Genomic DNA, 19,575 nt, shown 5'->3' with positions numbered 1-19,575 from the left:
TTCGGTCCATGGGGGCAGCCGGGTGGCCGGGAGGGCCTCTAAATCCAATCCCGAGGGGTTCGACTCCCCTTGCCTCCACCCCTCACGCTATGCGCGGCCAACGGGCGGTGCAACCAGCTTGCGCTGACGCTTGGGAGAACAGCGCCGGTCTCGCCGGATGTCCCGTGCGGCGTCGCGCTCCATGCGATATCGGGCCTCATGGCGGGCTAGGTTGCCCGCCATGACCCAACCCTCCACGCTCGGCGAACTGCGCAAGATCGGCTGGGTGTCCCAGCCGGTCAAAGAGGAGATGCGTGCGAACGCCGCCAAGGCTGTCGCCGCGGGAGAGCCGCTGTTCGACGGCGTGCTGGGCTACGAGAACACGGTGCTGCCTCAGCTCGAGAACGCCATGCTGGCCGGCCACGACGTGGTGTTCCTGGGCGAGCGGGGGCAGGCCAAGACCCGCATGATCCGCTCGCTGGTGAACCTGCTCGATGAGTGGATGCCGTACATCGAGGGCTCCGAGATCTTCGACGACCCCTACAACCCGGTGTCGCGCCACGCCCTCGATCTCGTCGCCGAGCACGGCGACGACACGCCCATTGCGTGGGCGCATCGCGATGTCCGCTACGGCGAGAAGCTGGCCACGCCCGACACCTCGATCGCCGACCTCATCGGAGAGGTCGACCCCATCAAGGTCGCCGAGGGCCGGTACCTGTCTGACGAGCTGACGCTGCACTACGGGCTGGTGCCGCGCACCAACCGCGGCATCTTCGCCATCAACGAGCTGCCCGACCTTGCCGAGCGCATCCAGGTGGGCCTGCTCAACGTGCTCGAGGAACGCGACGTGCAGATCCGCGGCTACAAGATCCGCCTGCCGCTCGACGTGCTGCTGGTGGCGACGGCCAACCCGGAGGACTACACCAACCGGGGCCGCATCATCACGCCGCTGAAGGACCGCTTCGGGGCCCAGATCCGCACCCACTACCCGCTCGACGTGGACACCGAGATGGACATCGCGTCCGCCGAGGCCCGCCCGCTGGATCTGGCCGGGATCGATGTGGGCTTCGACGGCGGCGTCAGCGTCACGCTGCCCGAGTTCATGGCGGAGATCGTGGCGACGTTCAGTCATGTGGCTCGTGCCAGCAGCCATGTCAACCAGCGCTCGGGCGTGTCGGTGCGCATGACCGTCACCAACACCGAGACGCTCGTGGCCAACGCCACTCGCCGGGCGCTGCAACGCGGCGAGCGCAGTGTGGTGCCTCGTGTCAGCGATCTCGACTCGCTCATGAGCTCGACCGCCGGCAAGATCGAGATCGAGTCGATGGAGGAAGGCCGCGACGGCAAGATCGTCGAGACCATGCTCAAAGCCGCCGTGCTGGAGGTCTTCAAGAACCGCTTCTCGCCCGACGAGCTCAGCGACGTGGTGGCCAGCTTCGGCGAAGGCAAAGTGGTGCACACCGGCGACGACCTCGGCTCGGAGGCCTACATGGAGCTGCTCGCCGGCAACCAGGCGCTCGCCGTCGCCGCTGAGTCGCTGGTAGCGACCGCTGCGGATTCGCAGTCCGACGAAGGCGCCGCACCCGCAGTGCTGGCCTCCGCTGTCGAGCTGGTGCTCGAAGGCCTGCACCTGTCCAAGCGGCTCAACAAAGAGCACGTCGGCGCCCGGGCCACCTACCGCTCCCGTGGTTGAGTGGCTGTACGCGTAGCGACCGTTGCCATGAGAGAGTGATGCACATGGGAGAGCGCGTTGGAATCCCGAAGCGCTCGGCTGCGCTCCGGCCGGACGGGGCCAGCCAGTGAAGATCCGCTGGCGCCGGGCTCGCCGGGAAGGCGCGCGCTTCGAATACTCGGCCTGGGACGGCACCCAGACCGGCTTCGACTTCGACGCGGACAGCCTGTTCGCCGAGATGACCGACGATCTGCTGTATCACGGCGATCTCAATGCGGCGCTGCGCCGGCTCATGCAGCAGGGCTTCACCGATTCCGAAGGCAACCGGCTCGAAGGCCTGCGCGAGATGCTCGAGCGGCTGCGCGAACGCCGCTCGGAGATGCTCGATCAGTTCGACCTCGGCGGCGTGTACGACGACATCGCCCGCGAGCTCGACGAGATCACCGATACCGAGCGTGAGGCGCTGGAGGAATTCGCGCACGACGCGGCCGACAGCGGCGATGAGCGCCGCGACGAGATCGCCCAGTCGAGCGCCGCCGAACGCAACCTGCAGCTCGACATGCTGCCCCCCGACTTGGCCGGCAAGATGCGCGGCCTGCAGAGCTACGACTTCGAATCGCCCGAGGCGCGCGAGCAGTTCAACGAACTCGTCGAGCGGCTGCGCCAAGAAGTGGCCCAGAGCTACTTCGACCAGATGACCGGGGCCATGGGCAACATGAGCCCCGAGGACCTGGCCCGCACCAAGGACATGATGGCCGAGCTCAACCAGATGCTCGAACAGCGTGCCCGCGGCGAGGAGCCCGACTTCGAGGGATTCATGGATCGCTATGGCGATTTCTTCCCCGAGAACCCCCAGACGCTCGACGAGCTGCTCGAGATCATGGCCAAGCGCATGGCGGCCATGGCGTCGATGCTGAATTCGATGACTCCCGAACAGCGCCAGCAGCTCGCCGACCTGGCGTCGCAGTTCATGGACGACATGGACCTGCAGTGGCAGGCCCAGCAGCTCGCGCAGAACCTCCAGCAGGCGTTCCCCGACATGGGCTGGGATCGCAACTACTCCTTCGGCGGCGACGACCCGCTGTCGATGTCGCAGGCGGCCGATGTCATGGCGCAGCTCGGCGACCTCGACGCGCTCGCCGAGATGCTCCAAGGCGCCGTCAGCCCCTCCGCGCTGGCCGAAGTGGATCCCGAGCGGGTCCGGGAGCTGCTCGGCAACCAGTCCGCCGAAGCGCTGGAGCGGCTCAGCGAGATGGCCCGCATGCTCGAGGAATCAGGTCTCGCGCAGCACACCGAGGGCCGCCTGGAGCTGACGCCGAGGGCACTGCGGCGCATTGGTCAGAACGCGCTCGGCGACCTGTTCAACCGACTCATGGACGACAAGGTGGGCAGTCACCAGGTGCGCAAGTCGGGCGTCGGCCACGAGTTCGCGTACGAGACCAAGCAGTACGAGTTCGGCGACGCCTTCAACCTGAACATCGAGCGCACCGTGCGCAACGCGGTGGCCCGCCAGGGGACCGGCACACCGGTGAGCCTCACGCCCGACGACTTCGAGATCGAGCGCTCCGAGCTGCTGTCGCGGGCATCGACGGTGCTGATGCTGGACCTGTCGCTGTCGATGCCGATGCGGGACAACTTCCTGCCGGCCAAAAAGGTCACGATGGCGCTGCACTCGCTGATCTCGACGCAGTTCCCGCGGGACTACCTGGGCATCGTGGGCTTTGCCGAATCAGCGTCGGAGCTGACCGCTGCGCAGCTGCCGGAGGTGTCGTGGGACTTCGCCTACGGCACCAACATGCAGCACGGCTTCATGATCGCCCGGCGGCTGCTGGCCCGCCAGACCGGCTCGAAGCAGATCATCATGATCACCGACGGCGAGCCGACCGCACACCTGTCCCGTGACGGTCGCCCGTACTTCGCCTACCCGCCTGTGCGCGAGACCATCGAGGCCACGCTGCTGGAAGTGGCTCGGGCGACCCGCGAGGACATCCGCATCAACGTGTTCATGCTCGACCCGAACAGCTACCTGCGAGCCTTCGTCGAGAAGATGACCGAGATGAACGGCGGGCGGGCGTTCTTCACCAGCCCCCACAACCTGGGCGACTACGTGCTCGTCGACTTCCTCGAGCACCGCCGCCGACTCATCACCAGCGGCCGCCTGTAACTGTCACCCTGTAGCTGTCACTGCGGGTCGGGGAGCAGGCCGGTCAGGACCAATTCGGCGAACTGGCGGGCGAGGTCTTCGAGACGCAATTCGCCGCCAGGGCGGTACCAGCTGGCCAGCGAGTTGAGGCCCGAGATCATGATCCGGGCGAGGACCCTGGCGTTGGCGTCGTCGCGCAGCGAGCCGTCGGACTGGCCTTCTGCAAGCAGGCCGACCCACAGGTTGGTGAAGTCGCGCAGGGGCACCGTCAGGCTCTGGCGGGTCTGGGGAGGCGACTCGTTGTAGCAGCGGATGTTGGCCACCGTGAAGTTGCTCTCGGCCACGATGCAGTTGACGTAGGCCACGATGGCTTCAGCCAGACGGTCGGAGCCTTTCGCCTCGGAGCCCAATGCCTCCAGCGCCGCGTTGATCGCGCCGCGGGCGTGGTCGATGCCGACGCTCAGCACCTCTTCGACGATCGCGTCCTTGGAGTCGAAGTGGTAGTAGAGGCTGCCTGCCTGCATCTCTGCGGCGCCGGCGATGTCGGTCAGGGTGGTGGCGGCATAGCCACGGCACGAGAGCAAGCGCGCAGCAGCATCCAGGATGCGCATACGGCTGCGCTCGCCCTTGCGAATCCTCCGGCCGTTGCCATTGCCGTTGCCGCCGTTCTCATCGACGTCAGCGGCAACGGAGTTGTTGGTGGGATCCGGCTGGGCCGAGCTGCCAATGGCTGCCTCGGTGCTGTCCATGCCTCGGAAGAACTTAGTCCTGAACGGGCGTTCATGCAGGAGTCGAACCCTGATCAGGGGGTTTCACCCGACAGCAGTGCGCGGATCACGGCGAATGCGGGGTTGCGGCGGCGCGGGACCGGGCGCGCTCTGGGGCTGGCACGGGCGTGCTCACCTACACTCCGCGAAGTCGTCTGCGAGGCTCAGGGCCTGCGCAGATCGCGGACGGCTGCGGGCACAGACGACGGGAGCCACGGTGAGATTCAGCTTGTTCATGTACTGCACGATCGGCCGGCGCCACGAGCTGGAAGCCGGCCTCGCAGGGCTCAACAACGACTACTACCAGCGCATGCTCGGCGAGATCGCCGAGATCGCCCGCTTCGCCGACGGCAACGGCTGGTACGGCTTCGGCCACCCCGAGCACCACCTGCAGATCGAGGGGTTCGAGATCTCCAACGACCTGAACCTCATGGCCACCTGGATCGCCCAGCACAGCACCCGGCTGCGCCCGATCGCCTGCGGCTACGTGTCGACCACTCATAACCCGCTGCGGGTCGCCGAGCAGGTGGCGACGCTCGACCACATGACCGGCGGGCGGCTCTGCTTCGGCGCGGTGCGCGGCTACCAGCATCGCTGGGTGGACCAGTTCAAGATCCGCCCCGATCTCGCTGCGGTCGGCAAGTGGAACCGCGGCACCGACGCAGACGACTACAACCGCCGGTACTTCGAGGAGTTCGTCGACATCGTGCTCACCGCCCTCAAGAACGACACGTTCGCCTATGAGGGCGAGTTCTGGCGATTTCCCAACGACAAGCTCAACCCCCACACCCACACCGTGTATTCGGACTTTGGCGCCGGCGTCGACGCCGACATGACGATCCACGAGGTCGGCATCGCACCGCGCCCGCTGCAGACGCCGCACCCGCCGCTCTACGGCGGGTTCACCATGTCGATGAGCTCGGCGGTGTTCTGGGCACGTTACGGCGGCACGCCGATCGTGCTCAGCGACAAGATGGACTTCTGCGAGGAGCTGTGGAAGGCGTACCGCGCCGAGGCCGCCCGTCACGGCATCGAAAAGCCCCGCGGGCACGAGTGCGGCTGGGGCGGCGTTGCGGTGTGCGCGCCCACCGACGCCGAGGCCTGGGCGCAGTTCGCCGACATGGAGTGGTTCTGGAACCAGTGGGCCATCCAGTTCGGCCAAGGCATGCCGCTGCAGCTCGTGGGCAGCCCCGACACGATCAGCCGCCAGATCGAAGAGGCGCAGACTGTGCTCGGCATCGACGAGGCGTTCTTCCTGGTCCCCCAGGGCATCCATTCCGCCGACCAGATCAATGCGTCGATCGAGCTCATCAGCGACAAGGTGATGCCTCGATTTGCCTGAGCGCTGGTCATGATTTCGGGCATCTCCGAGCGGACGATCACCGGGGCTGACGGCTCGACCACGGTGGTGGTGACGCCGCACGGCGAGCTCGATCTGGGCGCGATCGCCTCGTTGGACAGCGCGCTCCGCTCCGCGCTGGCGGCTGCGGGAACACCGCCGCGACTCGTCGTCGACCTGTCCGACGTCGACGTGTTGCAGCCGGTCGTCCTCGGCGTCCTGCTCGACGCGCGGCGACGCTGCGGTGCCGCCCGCGGCGCCATGGCGCTCGTGGTGAGCGCGCCCGGGGTCGCCGCAACCTTGGCCGAGACCGAGGTCGATTCGCTCTTCGCCACCGCCCCCGGGCTGGCTGACGCCATCGCGGACGTGACCGATCGCTGAAGATCGTCGCAACAGAGGGCCTGAGAATCCCGCGCGGCAAGGTGCCCCCAATAGCGGCCCGTAGCCTGTGCGCCGATATGGCGGGTCCCAACTACCTGTTCCAGCGCGAGACATTCGCAGGCGGCGACAGGTGGCTGGCCCGGTTTGTGGCGCGGCCGATTCTTAACTTCGTCCACCGCGAGGTCGCCAGCAGCGCGCTGCTGCTGGTGGCCGCTACAACCGCGCTCATCTGGGCGAACTCGCCATGGAGCCAGGGCTACTTCGACTTCTGGCATACCCACATCGACCTGACGGTCGGCGGTTATCACGTACACCCGCTGACGTTGGAGGCGCTCGTCAACGACGGCCTCATGGCGCTGTTCTTCTTCGTGGTGGGATTGGAGATCAAGCGCGAGCTGGTGACGGGGTACCTCTCGAGCGTCCGTGCCGCGACCTTGCCGGCGATCGCTGCCGTCGGCGGGATGGTCGTGCCTGCGTTGTTCTACGTCGTGTTCAACCCGTCGGGCCCGGCCTCCTCGGGCTGGGGCATACCGATGGCCACCGACATCGCCTTCGCGGTGGGCGTCGTAGCGCTGCTCGGCTCGCGTGTGCCGCCGATCCTCAAGCTGTTCCTGCTGACGCTGGCCATCGTGGACGACATCGGTGCCATTGCGGTGATCGCGATCTTCTACACCGGCGATCTCGACTTCATGTGGCTGGCGATCGCGGTCATGCTGACCGTCTTGGTGCGGACGCTCGCGCTGATGAAGGTGTGGGCGCTCGAGGTCTACTGGTTGATCGGTCTGGTGATCTGGTACGCCACGCTGGAATCTGGTGTGCACGCCACCATCGCCGGGGTGGTGCTCGGCCTGCTGACACCCGCCAAGCCGCTGCTCGACCGGGCACAGGCCCAGAACATGGTGGACGACCTTCCCGATGATCCGAGCGTGGAGCAGGTCCACCAGGCATCGTTTCTGGTGCAGGAATCGGTGCCGGTGACCGAACGGCTCGAGTCGATGCTGCACCCGTTCACGGCGTTCCTGATCGTGCCGATCTTCGCCCTCGCCAATGCCGGCATACCGCTCTCAGAAGAAACGCTGACCGACGCCGCCGGCTCTCCGGTCACCTGGGGCGTCATCCTCGGTTTGGTGGTGGGCAAGCCGCTTGGCATCGCAGTGTTCACCTGGGTGGCGACCCGCTTCGGCTTCGATCTGCCCGAAGGGATGAACTGGCCGCAGTTCGTGGGCATGGGCTTTGCCGCGGGCATTGGCTTCACCGTGTCGATCTTCATCACCGGGCTGGCCTTCGATGACGCCGGCATCAGCGATCTGGCCAAGATCGGCATCCTGGTGGCCTCGGGTGCGGCTGGCGGGGCTGCGCTGGCGTTGCTGTGGTTCTCCGGCAAGCGCGGTGCCCACACCGAGGTCCCGCCCGAAGAGTACGAGCGTCACGCCGAGTCCTGATCTCGCTGCGCGAATAGGTGCGCCCGCTGCGGAGGCGGCAGAAGCCTCGGCTCCCGCGATCCGGCCGGTCGCAACGTCGCCGAGTCTCCTGCCGCCTCCGCTGCTCTGGCATCTGTGCCTGCGGCCCGGCATACTCCCCCGAGCCATCTCGACCTGACCTGATCCTGATCTGATCCTGCTGCGACCCTGGAGGTCCTTGTGACTGCTGTTCCGTATCTGGCCCTGATCGCCTCTGTGCTGGCACTGCTGCTGGCCTACTACTTCGCCAAGGTGGTGCTGCGGGCTGACCAAGGCACCGATTTGATGCGCGAGATCGGCGCCGCCATCCGCGAGGGTGCGATGGCGTTTCTGCGCCGGGAGTACAAGTGGGTCTCGGTCTTCGTGGCAGCCATGTTCGTGCTGCTGTTGATCGTGCCGATTGACGGCCGCCCGGCTGCCAGCTTCGCCTACCTCATGGGCGCAGTGCTGTCGTCGGTGGCGGGCTTCATCGGCATGCACATCGCCACTGCGGCCAACACCCGCACGGCCAACGCGGCCCGCGAGGGTGCCGCGAAGGCCCTGCCGCTGGCGTTCAAGGGCGGGGCCGTCATGGGCTTCAGCGTTGCCGGGCTGGCACTGCTGGGCATCTCGATCAACTACCTGCTGTGGGTGAAGTGGCTGGGCGTTGACCAGGCGTTCCAGGTGGTGGCGGCGTTCGGCCTGGGCGCCAGCTCGATCGCCCTGTTCGCCCGTATCGGCGGCGGCATCTACACCAAGGCGGCCGACGTCGGCGGCGACCTGGTGGGCAAGGTGGAAGCCGGCATCCCCGAGGACGATCCCCGCAACCCCGCCACGATTGCCGATGCAGTGGGCGACAACGTGGGCGACGTGGCCGGCATGGGCGCGGACCTGTTCGAGTCGTACGCCGGGTCGATCGTGGCGCCGGTGGTGCTGGCCTCGCTGCTGGTGCCGGTGTTCATGGAGGGCGACAGCCTGGCTGCCGACTTCGGCGACGCCGAGGCGCTGCTCATGTACCCGATCCTGATCGGGGCGCTGGGCATGATCGCCTCGATCGTCGGCGCGCTGTTCGTGCGTGGCCGTGAGGGCCGCAGCCTGTCGGGGCAGTTGCACACCGGCCAGTACGTGGCCATGGCGCTCACCGTGGTGTTCTCCATCGTGGGCACGCTGGTGCTGTTCGGCGGCAGCCCGACCATCGGCAACTACGTGCTCGACGCACCGATCTTCCTGGCGCTGACCATCATCGTGGGGCTGCTCGGCGGCTGGGCAATCGGCTTCACCTCGGAATACTTCACCTCTGAGCACTACCGCCCCGTGAAGGGCATTGCCCAGCAGTCCGAGACGGGTGCCGCCACGGTCACCATCGAAGGCATCGCGCAGGGCAAGCTTTCGACGCTGCCGGCGGTGGTGCTTGTGGTGACGATGATCGGCCTGTCGTACTGGTTCGGCGGGCTGGCGTTCGGTGCAACCGGCGACGTGATCGGGCTGTACGGCGTGTCGCTGGCAGCTATCGGCATGCTGGCGGTGACCGGCGTCATCGTGGCCGTGGACGCCTATGGGCCCATCGCCGACAACGCCGGCGGCATCGCCGAGATGGCCGAGCTGCCTCCGGAGGTGCGCGGCGTCACCGACAGCCTCGACTCGCTGGGCAACACCACTGCTGCGGTGGCCAAGGGCTTCGCTGTCGGCTCGGCTGCGGTGACGGCGCTGGCGCTGTTCAAGTCGTTCAGCCTGACCGCCGGCGACAAGGTGTTTCTCGACATCAACGACACCGCGGTCACGATCGGCCTGTTCCTGGGCGCCATGACGCCGTTCATCTTTGCGGCGCTCACCATGTCCTCAGTGGGGCGGGCGGCGCAGGCGATGATCGTGGAGGTCCGCCGGCAGTTCGCCGAAATCCCGGGACTGCGGGAAGGCGAGCCGGGCGTGAAACCCGACAGCCGCCGCTGCGTGGACATCTCCACCCAGGCCGCCCTGCGCGAGATGCTGCTGCCAGGCGGTCTGGCCGTCATCCTGCCGCTCGTCATCGGCTTCATCGACGTGAACGCGCTCGGCGGCTTCCTGGCCGGGGCGGTGGTGACCGGCTTCCTGATCGCCATCTACATGGCGAACTCGGGCGGTGCGTGGGACAACGCCAAGAAGTACATCGAGGCGGGAGCGCACGGCGGCAAGGGCACCGATGCCCACGCGGCCGCTGTGGTCGGCGACACCATCGGCGACCCCTTCAAGGACACCTCAGGCCCGGCGATGAACATCCTCATCAAGGTGATGACCATCGTCAGCCTCGTCTTCGTCCCCGCCTTCCTCTAAGCCTGAATCCACCGGTGGGGTGGTTGGGAAACAGCCCTGCCCGCCCGGGCGAGCAGCCAGCCCCTGACGCCGTCGCGCCAGGGCCGCCGGCAACGTAATGGGGGTCATTGGGGCGTGGTGGTGCCCGGTTCGGCTTGGGGGGGTTGGGTTGTGTGCTGCGCTTTTGGGGGTGTGCTGCGCCGGGCGGCTGGGCGCTGGGGGCGGTTCAGCAGTGTTGGGGCAGGCTGCGGATCTTGTCGAGCGCGGCGGCGAACGTGTGAGCCCAGGGCCATCGGGCGGGGAGCCGCAGGGTGGGCCGTCCGCTGCGGTTGACGAGCCGGCCGGGGACGGCGAGCAGGCGGCGTGCGATGGTGGCGGCGACGGTGAGCTTTCGGGGGTCGTGGACGTGTCCGATGCGCGCTGTCCAGCGTGCGATGTTGTGCGCGAGCACGGCGCAGGCGAGCCATGCGGCGTTGGCGGCGAAGCGTCCTGAGGGGCTGTGGGCGAGGCCGCCGGCTTTGAGGTCTTTGATGGCGAGCTCGACGCGTGCGTGACGGCGGTAGGCGGCGTCGGCTGTTTTGGTGTCGAGCGTTTCGGCGTCGATGTCGGTGACGACGGCGTGGTGGCGCCAGTCGGGGAACAGGTCGCCTTGCTCGCCGACGATGCGGGTGCGGCGCACCACCAGCCGCACCGTGCGAGCGGGCTTGCCGCGGCGGCGCCGGCTCGAGGTCAACGTCGTCTCGGCGACGTGTGCCTCGCCGTCGTCGGTGTAGCCGATCGGGGTCCATTCGTCGTCGTCGATCGCGGCGATCGCCTTGTCGACAGCGGGGTTGCGGCCCACAGCGATCAGGAACCTCACGTCGAGCTTGTCGAGCCGCTCGGTCAGGTCCCAGGAGAAGAACCCTGCGTCGGCGCGCAGCGTCAGCGCCGCCTGTGGCGCCAACCGCCGCGTCCTGGCGACGGTCTCGGACACGAACCGCAGGTGTCCTTTCTGGGAGGACCCCTTGCGCATCCGCGAATGCAATATCTCGCCGGTGTCGTCGCGCACCGCGACCAACGGGTGATAGCCCAGCGTGCGCGTATGCCCATAGGCGGCGCCTTGCTTCGCGTCGGAGTGCACCTCGCGGACCGTCGAGTCGACATCGATCGTGACCTGCTCGGCCGCAGGGGCGGCGCCTGCGTCCCACGCGCGGCCCAACGCCAGCTCCTGCGCGCGGTCGAGCTGACGCACATGACCGAACGTGAACGACCTCGCGAACGTCCCCAACGTCGACGGCGCCACAGGCGCGAACCCCAGCACCGACCTTGTCGACGCGGCCCGCAGCCTGTCCGCGTCCGAAAAGAACGAACCGCCCACCAGCATCGAGCACACCGCCGTGAGCACCTTGGCACCCGAACCGCGGCCCGACCCCGGCGGCGTCACCACCTCATCGATCAACGACTCCAGACCCAGCCGGGCCACCAGCGACCCCGCCAACAACAACCCCGCATCGGCGACCAAAGACTCCTCGTCGAACACTGCCTCAATCCGGTCCAGACCCCCAGCTACGCTGCTCACAGAAAGTGCCTCCCGTCATGGCATCACGCCGACTATTCGTCAACGGCAAAATGCCACGTCAGGAGGCCTTTCTGGTGGACGCGCACCACCCAAACCCGCCACCCCACCGGTGGATCCAGGCTAAGGAGCCAACCGGTCGCAACGTCGCCGAGTCTCCTGCCGCCTCCGCTGCTCTGGCATCTGTGCCGGCGAGTTCAAGCTCTCAGATTCCGAGGACTGACAAGCCGATGGCCCGGGCTGCCTCTGCCTGACGCCGGTCGAACGTCAGCACGGTCGCGTTCGGACTCGCTCGACGGGCAGCCGCCAAGTGGATGGCATCGAGCGACCGGCACAGCGTTTCCTCAGCGATGTGCGCAGCATCATCGAACGTCGCGTCATCCAACTCGACGATTTCGAAGGCCTGAAGATCGACTTGAAATTCTTGGCGCTTTGATGTGAGGTCTGACCCACCAAGAAGGCGCGCAAGGTTGCGTCGAACCTCGATCTCGGCGAGACGCGAGGTGATCAGTGCCTGTTCGACATTCATCAACCGACGGGCAACATCGGAGTCTCGTTCAGCAACGTAGCGCTTTACCAGCGCGCTGGACTCGACGTAGAGCATCAGTCGCCGCGGTCCTCGTCGAATATCTCGGCGATGGTGAGTCCGGAGCTGGACGCAATGGGCCGTATTGGTCCGAGCCCTCCCCGCCGCTTGGCAGGAGTGATCCAGCCCTCGGCGACGCCTTGTTCTATGCGTGCGAGGTCGTCCAGCGTCGAGCCGTCCAGTGCCGTCAGCTGAGCAACTGGACGCCCGCGGTCGGTCACGATGATGCACTCACCGTCGGCAGCCCGCCGCACGCATTCCGACAGCTTTGCCTTCAACTCTCGAATGCCGATGTTCGCGCTCATGTGATCACACTAGGCAGCGATGTAGTCTCGAAACAAATCGATTTGTGACCACATCGGTGCACAGCTCGCAGCGGTCTTCGTCACCATTTCGCCGCCGAGACGCTGGGGTCAGGCGGCAGCCGGCGGGCGAAGGCGGTCGGCTACGCCGCGGGTGAGGCGGTCGAGGATTCCTGCCAGCAGGACGATGGCGATTCCGGCTTCAAAGCCCCGGCCGACCGCATCGCTGCGGCGCAGCGCGTTCACTGTCTCCAAGCCGAGCCCGCCGCCGCCGACCAGCCCGGCGATCACCACCATCGCCAGCACCAGCATGATCACCTGGTTGACCGCCACCATCAGCTCGGGGGCGGCGAGCGGCAGCTCCACCCGCCGCAGGCGCTGGCTGCGAGTCGCGCCGAAGCTCGTGGCGGCTTCGTGCACCTCGGCGGGCACCCGGCGAAGCCCCAGATCGGTGTAGTGCACTGCAGCGGGCAGCGCGTAGACCACCGAGGCGATGATGCCCGGAATGCGCCCCACGTGAAACAGCGTGATCACTGGCACCAGCAGCACAAAGCTGGGAATCGTCTGCATGAAGTCGAGCACCGGGTCCATCAACCGCTGGAAGCGATCGCTGTGGGAGGCCTGGATTCCCAAGGGCACCGCGATCACCAGAGTGACCGCCACGGCCACCAGTGTCTGGGCGAGCGTGTCCATCGACAGCTCCCACATGCCGAGCCACCCGATCCCGAACAGGGCGATGCCGATGCCAATGCCGAGCGTGACGCCGCGAGCCGCCAGACCCCCCAGCACGCCGAGCCCGATCATGGCCGGCCAGGGAATGCCCCCCGACAGCAGCTCCCGCAGCGGCGTCACCAGGTAGAGGGTGATGAAGTCGCTGAGCGGCCCTGTGCCGATGCCCGATGAGCCGATGTCGTAGAGGTTGTCGCGAGCCCATGCCGTGATGTCGTTGACATACGGCGCGTAGTGCCATTGCAGCCATTCGGGGAACTCGTGGTGACCCACGATGCCCCCGACGAGCGCTACCAGCGCCGTCGCGGCACCGATCCAGCGGATCGCCGCGATGTCTGCGGCTGACACAGAGCTGTCGCCATGACTGCCCGGCCCGTGGCCGCCGCCGCGCTCGCCCAGCGTCGCGATGCCTCGCGTGAAGCGATCCAGGATGATCGCCATGATGACGATGGCGATGCCGGCCTCGGAGGCTTCGCCGACGTCGATGTCACGCATGGCCCGCAGTACGTCCTGGCCGAGACCGCCCGCGCCGATGAACGCGGCGATCACCACCATGCTCATGGCCAGCATCGTGGTCTGGTTGGCGCCGGCCAGGATTGCTGGTCGGGCGGCGGGGATCCGCACCAGCCGCAGCGTCTGGCGGTCGGTAGCGCCGAACATCTCCGAGGCCTCCACCATCGGGTTGGGCACGCTGCGCAGGCCGATGTCGGTGAGCCGCACCACCGGCGGCAGGGCGAAGATGACGGTGGCGATGAGGGCCGGCACCCGCCCGATGCCGAACAGCAGCACGAAGGGGATGAGGTAGACGAACCCGGGCATGGTCTGCATGGCGTCGAGAGTGGGACGCAGCACGCCGGCGACACGGTCGTTGCGCCAAGCGGCGATGCCGAGGGGGATGCCCGCCAGCAGCGAGCCGAACACCGCCACGGCCATCAACGCGAGCGTGGCGAAGCCCTGCTGCCACAGATCGGTCATGCCGATCAGCACGACGCCGCAGAAGCCGAGCGCTCCCGCCAGCCGGCCGCGCACCCGCCACAGCCCGAGGCCGCAGACGACCGGGTACACGTACCAGGGGAACCATCGCAGGATCGTCTCGAGCTGACGAATGCCGGCGTCGGCCAGATCGGTGACCGGGTTGAGCAGCACCGTGTACAGCCAGTGGGAGGTCTGGTTGTTGATGAGCCAGCGCCGCGTGCGGTCGATCGGGTCGGCCAGCCCGAAGTTCCACGACTCGGGAAAGGCGCCGACCGAGGCGGCGAACCCGACGATCACGAGTGCAACTGCGGCTGTTGCCAGCACCACGGCGACCGGCGAACGTCGTCGGGCTGCCGGCGAGCCTGCACCCACAGGCGGACCAGCCTCGACCGTCTGGCTCATCGCAGGTTCTGTTTCAGCGCTGTGTTTGATGGCGGTGCTGGTGCTGCGGCAACCATGGTCTGATTCATCGCAGGTTCTGCTCCAGCACCGCTGCCACGTCGTCGGGGTGCAGCAGGCCCGCCGGGTTGCCCTCGGCGTTGCAGACCACGACCGGGTGATCCGATGACAGCAGGAACGGCAGCGCAGATTCGAGCGTGGCGGTCTCGCTGGTGCGGGGCCAGCCGTCGTCGATGGCGACGTCGCCGAGCGGCTGCATCAACGAGCACGCGGGGAGCACCTTCGCGATCGGCGCATCCTGGGTGAACGCACGCACGTAGTCGTCGGCGGGCTGAGTCAGGATCTCGAGCGGCGTGCCGACCTGGGTGAAGGCCCCGTCTCGCATAATGGCGATCCGGTCGGCAAGCCGCAGCGCCTCGGCGAAATCGTGCGTGATGAACACGATCGTGCGCTGCAGCTCGAGCTGCAATGCCACCAGCTCGTCCTGCATATCGCGCCGGATGAGCGGGTCGAGCGCCGAGAATGGCTCGTCGAAGAACAGCACCTCGGGCTCGACTGCAAGGGCTCGCGCCAGGCCGACGCGCTGCTGCATCCCGCCGCTGAGCTGCTGGGGGTAGTGATCGCCCCAGCCGTCGAGCCCCACCGTGGTGAGCACCTCGCGAGCGCGCTCATGGCGCTCGTCGCGCCCGACGCCCTGCACCTCGAGGCCGTACGCCACGTTGTCGACGACGCGCCGGTGGGGGAACAGGCCGAAGTGCTGGAAGACCATCGCCATCTTGCTGCGGCGCAGCTCACGCAACGCTGCATCGCTCGCGTCAGCCAAGACGGTCCCGCACACGTCGATGTCGCCGGAGGTGGGCTCGATGAGGCGCGACACGCAGCGCACCAGCGTCGACTTGCCCGAACCCGACAGGCCCATGACCACGAACGTCTCGCCCGCCCGCACGTCGAAGGTGACATCGTGAACCGCCACCAAGCAGCCCGTCTCGGCCTGGATCTGCCCCCGGTCCGCGCCCGCCGAAGCCAGCTCACGGGCGGCGTCGACCTTCTTGCCGAAGATCTTCCACAGACCGCTGACCGTGACGATCGGCTCCATGGCTGCCCCCATTGCCTCCGCCCGCCGCGTTACCGTCCAGCTGGACGGGTTCGGCGTGTCGATACCCTGTGCTGACTGTGGCACGATCTCGCGCCTTCGATGCGACACCCGGCGACAGTGACGCGCCGCCGCCTGCAGCGGACCGCACCGCTTCGAGATCGGGCCCGGTGCAGGATCGGGCCGTGCAGACCCGCGAGCGCATCCTGGCCGCGGCCATCGAGGTCATCCGCACCGATGGCGCCGCCAACCTGACGCTGGATCGCGTCGCCACCGCTGCGGGCGTCAGCAAGGGCGGGTTTCTCTACCACTTCGGCTCGAAGGACGCCCTCATGGCGGGTTTGCTCGACGAGACGCTCGCCGTCCTCGACGACGAGCTGGACATCCGTGAAGAGCGCTTTCGCGCCGCCGATCCCGCGTCCCGTGGCACATTCGCGCTCGCCTACCTCGACTACGTGCGTGAGCCCTACAAGGCAGCCGACGACACCTCGTCGTCGATCCTCGCGGCTGCGGCGCTCGACGACGAACTGCTCGCGAATACCCGGGCGACGTTCGAGCGCTGGCAGGACCGCCTCATGCACCGCGACAAGCTGGCCGAGACCACCGGCCTGCTCGCACGCATCGTGGGCGACGGGCTCTGGCTCATCGACCTGTTCGGCCTCGCACCCCCGACCAAGGCCGAGCGCCACGAGGTGCTCGACCTGGTCTCGACGATGATCTCCGGTCACGACGCCGATCACCCATCCGGTCACGAGGCCGGCGGGGCCAGCGGAGGCGCCACGCACGCCTGACCGTAAACAGGCACGTCCAGCGGCGCGAGCGGCTCATTTCCGAGCAGCAGGTCGGCGGCCTTCTCGGCGATCATCATCACCGGCGCATAGATGTTGCCGTTCGTCACGTTCGGCATCACCGAGGCGTCCACCACGCTGAGACCCGACGTGCCCAGCACCCCCATCGTCGCCGGATCGGTGACCGCATCGGGGTCGGTGCCGAGCCGTGCGGTGCCGGCGGGATGCAACGCCGTCTCGGCGTCGCGCGCCACCCAGTCCATGATCTCGTCGTCGGATTCGGCGGCAGGGCCGGGCGACAGCTCGCGGTCGTTATAGGCCTCGAAGGCCGGCTGGTTCATGATGTGGCGCGTGACCCGCACCGTCTCGACCCACTCCCGCCGGTCCTGAGCGGTGGAGAGGTAGTTGAACCGGATCGCCGGCTTGGCTGTGGGGTCGGTCGACCTGATGCGCACCCAACCGCGGGCATCGGAGTACATCGGCCCGACATGCACCTGGTAGCCGTGCTTGCTGACCGGCGCCGAGCCGTCGTAGCGCACGGCCAGCGGCAAGAAGTGGAACATCAGGTTGGGATAGGCCTCGTCGGTGTTGCTGCGCACGAAGCCGCCGGCCTCGAAGTGATTGGTCGTTCCCGGCCCCCGCCGCGCCAGCCATTGCAAGCCGATCCACGGATGTCGCCAGCGCCGCAGATGGGGCTGCATCGAGACCGGCAGCCGCGAGGCGTACTGGATGTAGACCTCGAGATGGTCCTGCAGGTTCTCGCCGACGCCGGGCAGGGGCGAGACCACCTCGATGCCGTGCTGGCTGAGCAGCGACGGGGAACCGACACCGGAGAGCTGCAAGAGCTGCGCTGAGCCGAAGGCGCCCGCACACAAGATGACGTGCCCTGCTCGGGCGACACGCTCACGGCCCCGCCGCAGGCCCCGCTGGCGGTAGGCGACGCCGGTCGCCCGGCTGCCGTCGAACAGCACCCGGCTGATCAGCGCGCCCGTGCGAAGCGTCAGGTTGGGGCGATCCATCACGGGGTGCAGGTATGCCTGCGAGGCCGACAGGCGCCGGCCGCGGTGGATGTTGCGGTCGAACGCTGCGAAGCCCTCCTGGCGAAAGCCGTTGACGTCGTCGGTCAGCTCGTAGCCGGCCTGCTGCACGGCGTCGAAGAACGCCTCGAACAAGGGGCTTCGTGCCGGGCCCCGCTCGAGCACCAGCGGCCCGTCGCCGCCGCGCCAGGAATCGGGGCCAGCCAGGCACGTCTCCATGCGCTTGAAATACGGCAGGCAGTGCCGGTAGTCCCACGCCGCCATGCCGGGCCGGCTGGCCCACTTGTCGTAGTCGGCCGGATTGCCCCGCTGGAAGATCATCCCGTTGATGGAGCTGGAGCCGCCGAGCACCTTGCCGCGGGCGTGGTACACCCGCCGCCCGTCCATGTGCGGCTCGGGCTCGGTCTCGTACTGCCAGTCGTAGAAGCGGTTGCCGATCGGCATCGCCAGCGCCGCCGGCATGTGGATGAGCACGTCCCATCGGTAATCGCGACGGCCGGCCTCGAGCACCAGCACCTTGTTCGCGGGGTCTGCGCTCAGCCGGTTCGCAAGCGCGCATCCGGCCGATCCGCCGCCGACGATGATGAAGTCGTACACGGGATCGTCCATAGGCCAGATCGTCCACGGTTTCATGCGCTGGTCTGCGGCACTTGACATGCGAGACGAGCCCCGTCGGGGCCGGCCCGGCTGCGCCTTGCGGCTCAGCTTGTGCCGGGCCGACGCCGACGGGTCAGCGTCGTGCTGCAATCTGAACGCTGACGGGCTAGTTCAGCCAGGCGCTCCAGGTCGCCTCGTTGTCTGCGATCCACTGCGCAGCGGCATCGTCGATCGACATTCCCTCGCCCTCGACGGCGGCGAGCATGGCGATCTGGTCAGCGCTGTCGTAGTTCATGGCCCGCAGGAACGCATCCGCTGCGGGGGCGTTGTCGGCGAGGCTCGCATCGATGATCTTGAACAGGACGTCGGCGGGATAGTCGCAGTCGACTCCGCCGTCATCTGCGGTGGCGTAGCACTCGTCGCTGTAGTCAGGCAGCAGCACGTTGGTGAGGTCGTAGCTGTTGAACGCCGAGTGGGGCGTCCACAGGTAGACCAGGATCGGCTCCTCCCGGCTGTACGCGGCGTCCACGGCTGCCAAGATCGCAGCCTCGGACCCGGCATACACCACCTGCATCGGCAGGCCCAGGTTGTTGATGATGTCCTCGTCGTACTGGACGAAGCTCGGATCGCCGCCCAGGAACTGTCCCAGGTCGCCGGTCTCCGCCGTGGCGTACAGGCCGGCCAGCGCCGGATCGGCGAAGCCCTCCCATGTCGCCAGCTCCGGATGGCGCTCGATCATGTAGGTCGGAGTGAACCAGCCGATCTTGCCGACCGGGCCGAGCAGCCCGGCGTTGTCCACATTGGCGCCGTCGTTGTCGATGAAGTCGGTCACGTTCTGCGCGTGGCCTGACGGCCACACCTCGAGCGAGGCACTGATCTCGCCAGTGTTGATGGCCGCCCACTGGGCGTTCTCGTCGATGTCCACGATCTCGACCTCGTACCCGAGCTCGCTCTCGAGAAGCTGCGCAGCGACTGCCACGTTCAGCGCCGAGCCGTTCCACGGATTCGCGGCCAGTGTGATCGCGGTCTGCGAGCCCAGGTCAGGACCCTCGTCGACCGGCATCTCCTCCGGCTCTTCTTCCATCGCCTCTGTCGTGGCGGCCGGCTCTTCGGCCACATCGTCGCTGTCGCCGCCCGTACAGGCAGCGGCGAACAGCCCGAGCACTGCGATGAGCGCTATGAGCAGCTTCCAGCTACTGAGCTTTCGACGCCGACGAATTCGCTCGCCGGATTTGAATACTTCGGACATGGGCACCCCCCGGTTTGTGTCCTCCGTCTGTCGCCGGCATCTGCCGGCGGCCCTCAGCGAGGGCAGTCGGCCTGCGGCGGATCCGACCTCCCCAGTCGTCCCGGAAAAACAGGCCATTTAGACGGTTTTGAAGACATTAGCACGCCCGAGAAACGCCAGAACCGCGCACATGTGCGCGCTCTTGACTGTCGAGTGCGACCAGCCCGTCGAGCGCTGGGTTCGGCCCGAGATCCGCCGGGGACCGACTTGGACTCGA

General features: G+C 67.5%; 15 protein-coding genes. 7 read left to right on the top strand and 8 right to left on the bottom strand.

All coding sequences use genetic code 11. The features are described from left to right. The first annotated feature begins 220 nt into the window (after positions 1–220). Both ACOGJB_RS09760 and ACOGJB_RS09755 read left to right on the top strand, forming a co-directional pair. Positions 221–1,672 carry a sigma 54-interacting transcriptional regulator gene (locus tag ACOGJB_RS09760; RefSeq protein WP_419840611.1) on the top strand — a complete coding sequence of 484 codons (1,452 nt, stop codon included), beginning with the start codon at positions 221–223 and terminating at the stop codon, positions 1,670–1,672. 106 nt (positions 1,673–1,778) lie between these two features. Next, positions 1,779–3,815, top strand: coding sequence for a hypothetical protein (locus ACOGJB_RS09755; RefSeq protein ID WP_419840610.1), 2,037 nt, complete (start codon positions 1,779–1,781; stop codon positions 3,813–3,815). Between the two features lie 17 nt (positions 3,816–3,832). On the opposite strand, the gene ACOGJB_RS09750 is transcribed toward ACOGJB_RS09755, so the two are convergent. After that, positions 3,833–4,543, bottom strand: coding sequence for a TetR/AcrR family transcriptional regulator (locus ACOGJB_RS09750; protein ID WP_419840609.1), 711 nt, complete (start codon positions 4,541–4,543; stop codon positions 3,833–3,835). 235 nt (positions 4,544–4,778) lie between these two features. Here ACOGJB_RS09750 and ACOGJB_RS09745 point away from each other — a divergent pair, with 235 nt between their 5' ends. From ACOGJB_RS09745 to ACOGJB_RS09730, 4 genes are all read left to right on the top strand, one after another. Further along, positions 4,779–5,903, top strand: a complete 1,125-nt coding sequence (locus ACOGJB_RS09745) for an LLM class flavin-dependent oxidoreductase (RefSeq protein ID WP_419840608.1) — start codon at positions 4,779–4,781, stop codon at positions 5,901–5,903. 9 nt (positions 5,904–5,912) lie between these two features. After that, the gene (locus ACOGJB_RS09740; RefSeq protein ID WP_419840607.1) at positions 5,913–6,281 is read left to right on the top strand and encodes an STAS domain-containing protein; all 369 of its coding nucleotides are present in this window, start codon (positions 5,913–5,915) and stop codon (positions 6,279–6,281) included. 77 nt (positions 6,282–6,358) lie between these two features. After that, positions 6,359–7,723 carry a Na+/H+ antiporter NhaA gene (gene nhaA, locus ACOGJB_RS09735; protein ID WP_419840606.1) on the top strand — a complete coding sequence of 455 codons (1,365 nt, stop codon included), beginning with the start codon at positions 6,359–6,361 and terminating at the stop codon, positions 7,721–7,723. Between the two features lie 198 nt (positions 7,724–7,921). Further along, entirely contained in the window at positions 7,922–10,030 is a 2,109-nt protein-coding gene (locus tag ACOGJB_RS09730; RefSeq protein ID WP_419840605.1) for a sodium-translocating pyrophosphatase, read from the top strand. Positions 10,031–10,235: 205 nt separating this feature from the next. Here ACOGJB_RS09730 and ACOGJB_RS09725 read toward each other — a convergent pair whose 3' ends face one another. From ACOGJB_RS09725 to ACOGJB_RS09705, 5 genes are all read right to left on the bottom strand, one after another. Then, the gene (locus ACOGJB_RS09725) at positions 10,236–11,567 is read right to left on the bottom strand and encodes an IS1380 family transposase (RefSeq protein ID WP_419837032.1); all 1,332 of its coding nucleotides are present in this window, start codon (positions 11,565–11,567) and stop codon (positions 10,236–10,238) included. A gap of 202 nt (positions 11,568–11,769) precedes the next feature. Continuing rightward, positions 11,770–12,168, bottom strand: a complete 399-nt coding sequence (locus ACOGJB_RS09720; RefSeq protein ID WP_419840604.1) for a type II toxin-antitoxin system VapC family toxin — start codon at positions 12,166–12,168, stop codon at positions 11,770–11,772. Next, a complete protein-coding gene (locus tag ACOGJB_RS09715; RefSeq protein WP_419840603.1) occupies positions 12,168–12,455 on the bottom strand; it encodes a type II toxin-antitoxin system Phd/YefM family antitoxin in 288 nt (95 codons plus the stop codon). Before ACOGJB_RS09715 ends, ACOGJB_RS09720 begins: the two co-directional genes overlap by 1 nt. A gap of 108 nt (positions 12,456–12,563) precedes the next feature. Further along, positions 12,564–14,558 carry an ABC transporter permease gene (locus ACOGJB_RS09710; protein ID WP_419840602.1) on the bottom strand — a complete coding sequence of 665 codons (1,995 nt, stop codon included), beginning with the start codon at positions 14,556–14,558 and terminating at the stop codon, positions 12,564–12,566. 64 nt (positions 14,559–14,622) lie between these two features. Continuing rightward, positions 14,623–15,651 (bottom strand): quaternary amine ABC transporter ATP-binding protein, encoded by a 1,029-nt coding sequence (locus ACOGJB_RS09705; protein ID WP_419840601.1) that lies wholly within the window; start codon positions 15,649–15,651, stop codon positions 14,623–14,625. A 77-nt stretch (positions 15,652–15,728) separates the two neighbouring features. Between ACOGJB_RS09705 and ACOGJB_RS09700 the strand changes: the two genes are divergently transcribed. Then, positions 15,729–16,439 carry a TetR/AcrR family transcriptional regulator gene (locus ACOGJB_RS09700; RefSeq protein ID WP_419840600.1) on the top strand — a complete coding sequence of 237 codons (711 nt, stop codon included), beginning with the start codon at positions 15,729–15,731 and terminating at the stop codon, positions 16,437–16,439. On the opposite strand, the gene betA is transcribed toward ACOGJB_RS09700, so the two are convergent. Then, positions 16,397–18,082, bottom strand: coding sequence for a choline dehydrogenase (gene betA / locus ACOGJB_RS09695; RefSeq protein WP_419840709.1), 1,686 nt, complete (start codon positions 18,080–18,082; stop codon positions 16,397–16,399). The genes ACOGJB_RS09700 and betA overlap by 43 nt on opposite strands. Positions 18,083–18,236: 154 nt before the next feature. Next, a complete protein-coding gene (locus tag ACOGJB_RS09690; RefSeq protein WP_419840599.1) occupies positions 18,237–19,319 on the bottom strand; it encodes a glycine betaine ABC transporter substrate-binding protein in 1,083 nt (360 codons plus the stop codon). Positions 19,320–19,575: the final 256 nt, after the last annotated feature.

It is taken from the genome of Candidatus Poriferisodalis sp. (genome assembly GCF_965208895.1).
Classification (GTDB): domain Bacteria; phylum Actinomycetota; class Acidimicrobiia; order Acidimicrobiales; family Poriferisodalaceae; genus Poriferisodalis.
The sequence above is the reverse complement of the archived record's forward strand: the minus strand, read 5'-3'. Positions and strand labels throughout refer to the sequence as shown.

Bases quoted from the DNA above. Each gene is read 5' to 3' on its own strand.
- ACOGJB_RS09740 (WP_419840607.1), top strand. From the start codon at position 5,913: ATGATTTCGGGCATCTCCGAGCGGACGATCACCGGGGCTGACGGCTCG.
- ACOGJB_RS09750 (WP_419840609.1), bottom strand. From the start codon at position 4,543: ATGGACAGCACCGAGGCAGCCATTGGCAGCTCGGCCCAGCCGGATCCC.
- ACOGJB_RS09690 (WP_419840599.1), bottom strand. From the start codon at position 19,319: ATGTCCGAAGTATTCAAATCCGGCGAGCGAATTCGTCGGCGTCGAAAG.
- ACOGJB_RS09760 (WP_419840611.1), top strand. From the start codon at position 221: ATGACCCAACCCTCCACGCTCGGCGAACTGCGCAAGATCGGCTGGGTG.
- ACOGJB_RS09710 (WP_419840602.1), bottom strand. From the start codon at position 14,558: ATGAGCCAGACGGTCGAGGCTGGTCCGCCTGTGGGTGCAGGCTCGCCG.
- nhaA (WP_419840606.1), top strand. From the start codon at position 6,359: ATGGCGGGTCCCAACTACCTGTTCCAGCGCGAGACATTCGCAGGCGGC.
- ACOGJB_RS09720 (WP_419840604.1), bottom strand. From the start codon at position 12,168: ATGCTCTACGTCGAGTCCAGCGCGCTGGTAAAGCGCTACGTTGCTGAA.
- ACOGJB_RS09705 (WP_419840601.1), bottom strand. From the start codon at position 15,651: ATGGAGCCGATCGTCACGGTCAGCGGTCTGTGGAAGATCTTCGGCAAG.
- ACOGJB_RS09715 (WP_419840603.1), bottom strand. From the start codon at position 12,455: ATGAGCGCGAACATCGGCATTCGAGAGTTGAAGGCAAAGCTGTCGGAA.
- betA (WP_419840709.1), bottom strand. From the start codon at position 18,082: ATGGACGATCCCGTGTACGACTTCATCATCGTCGGCGGCGGATCGGCC.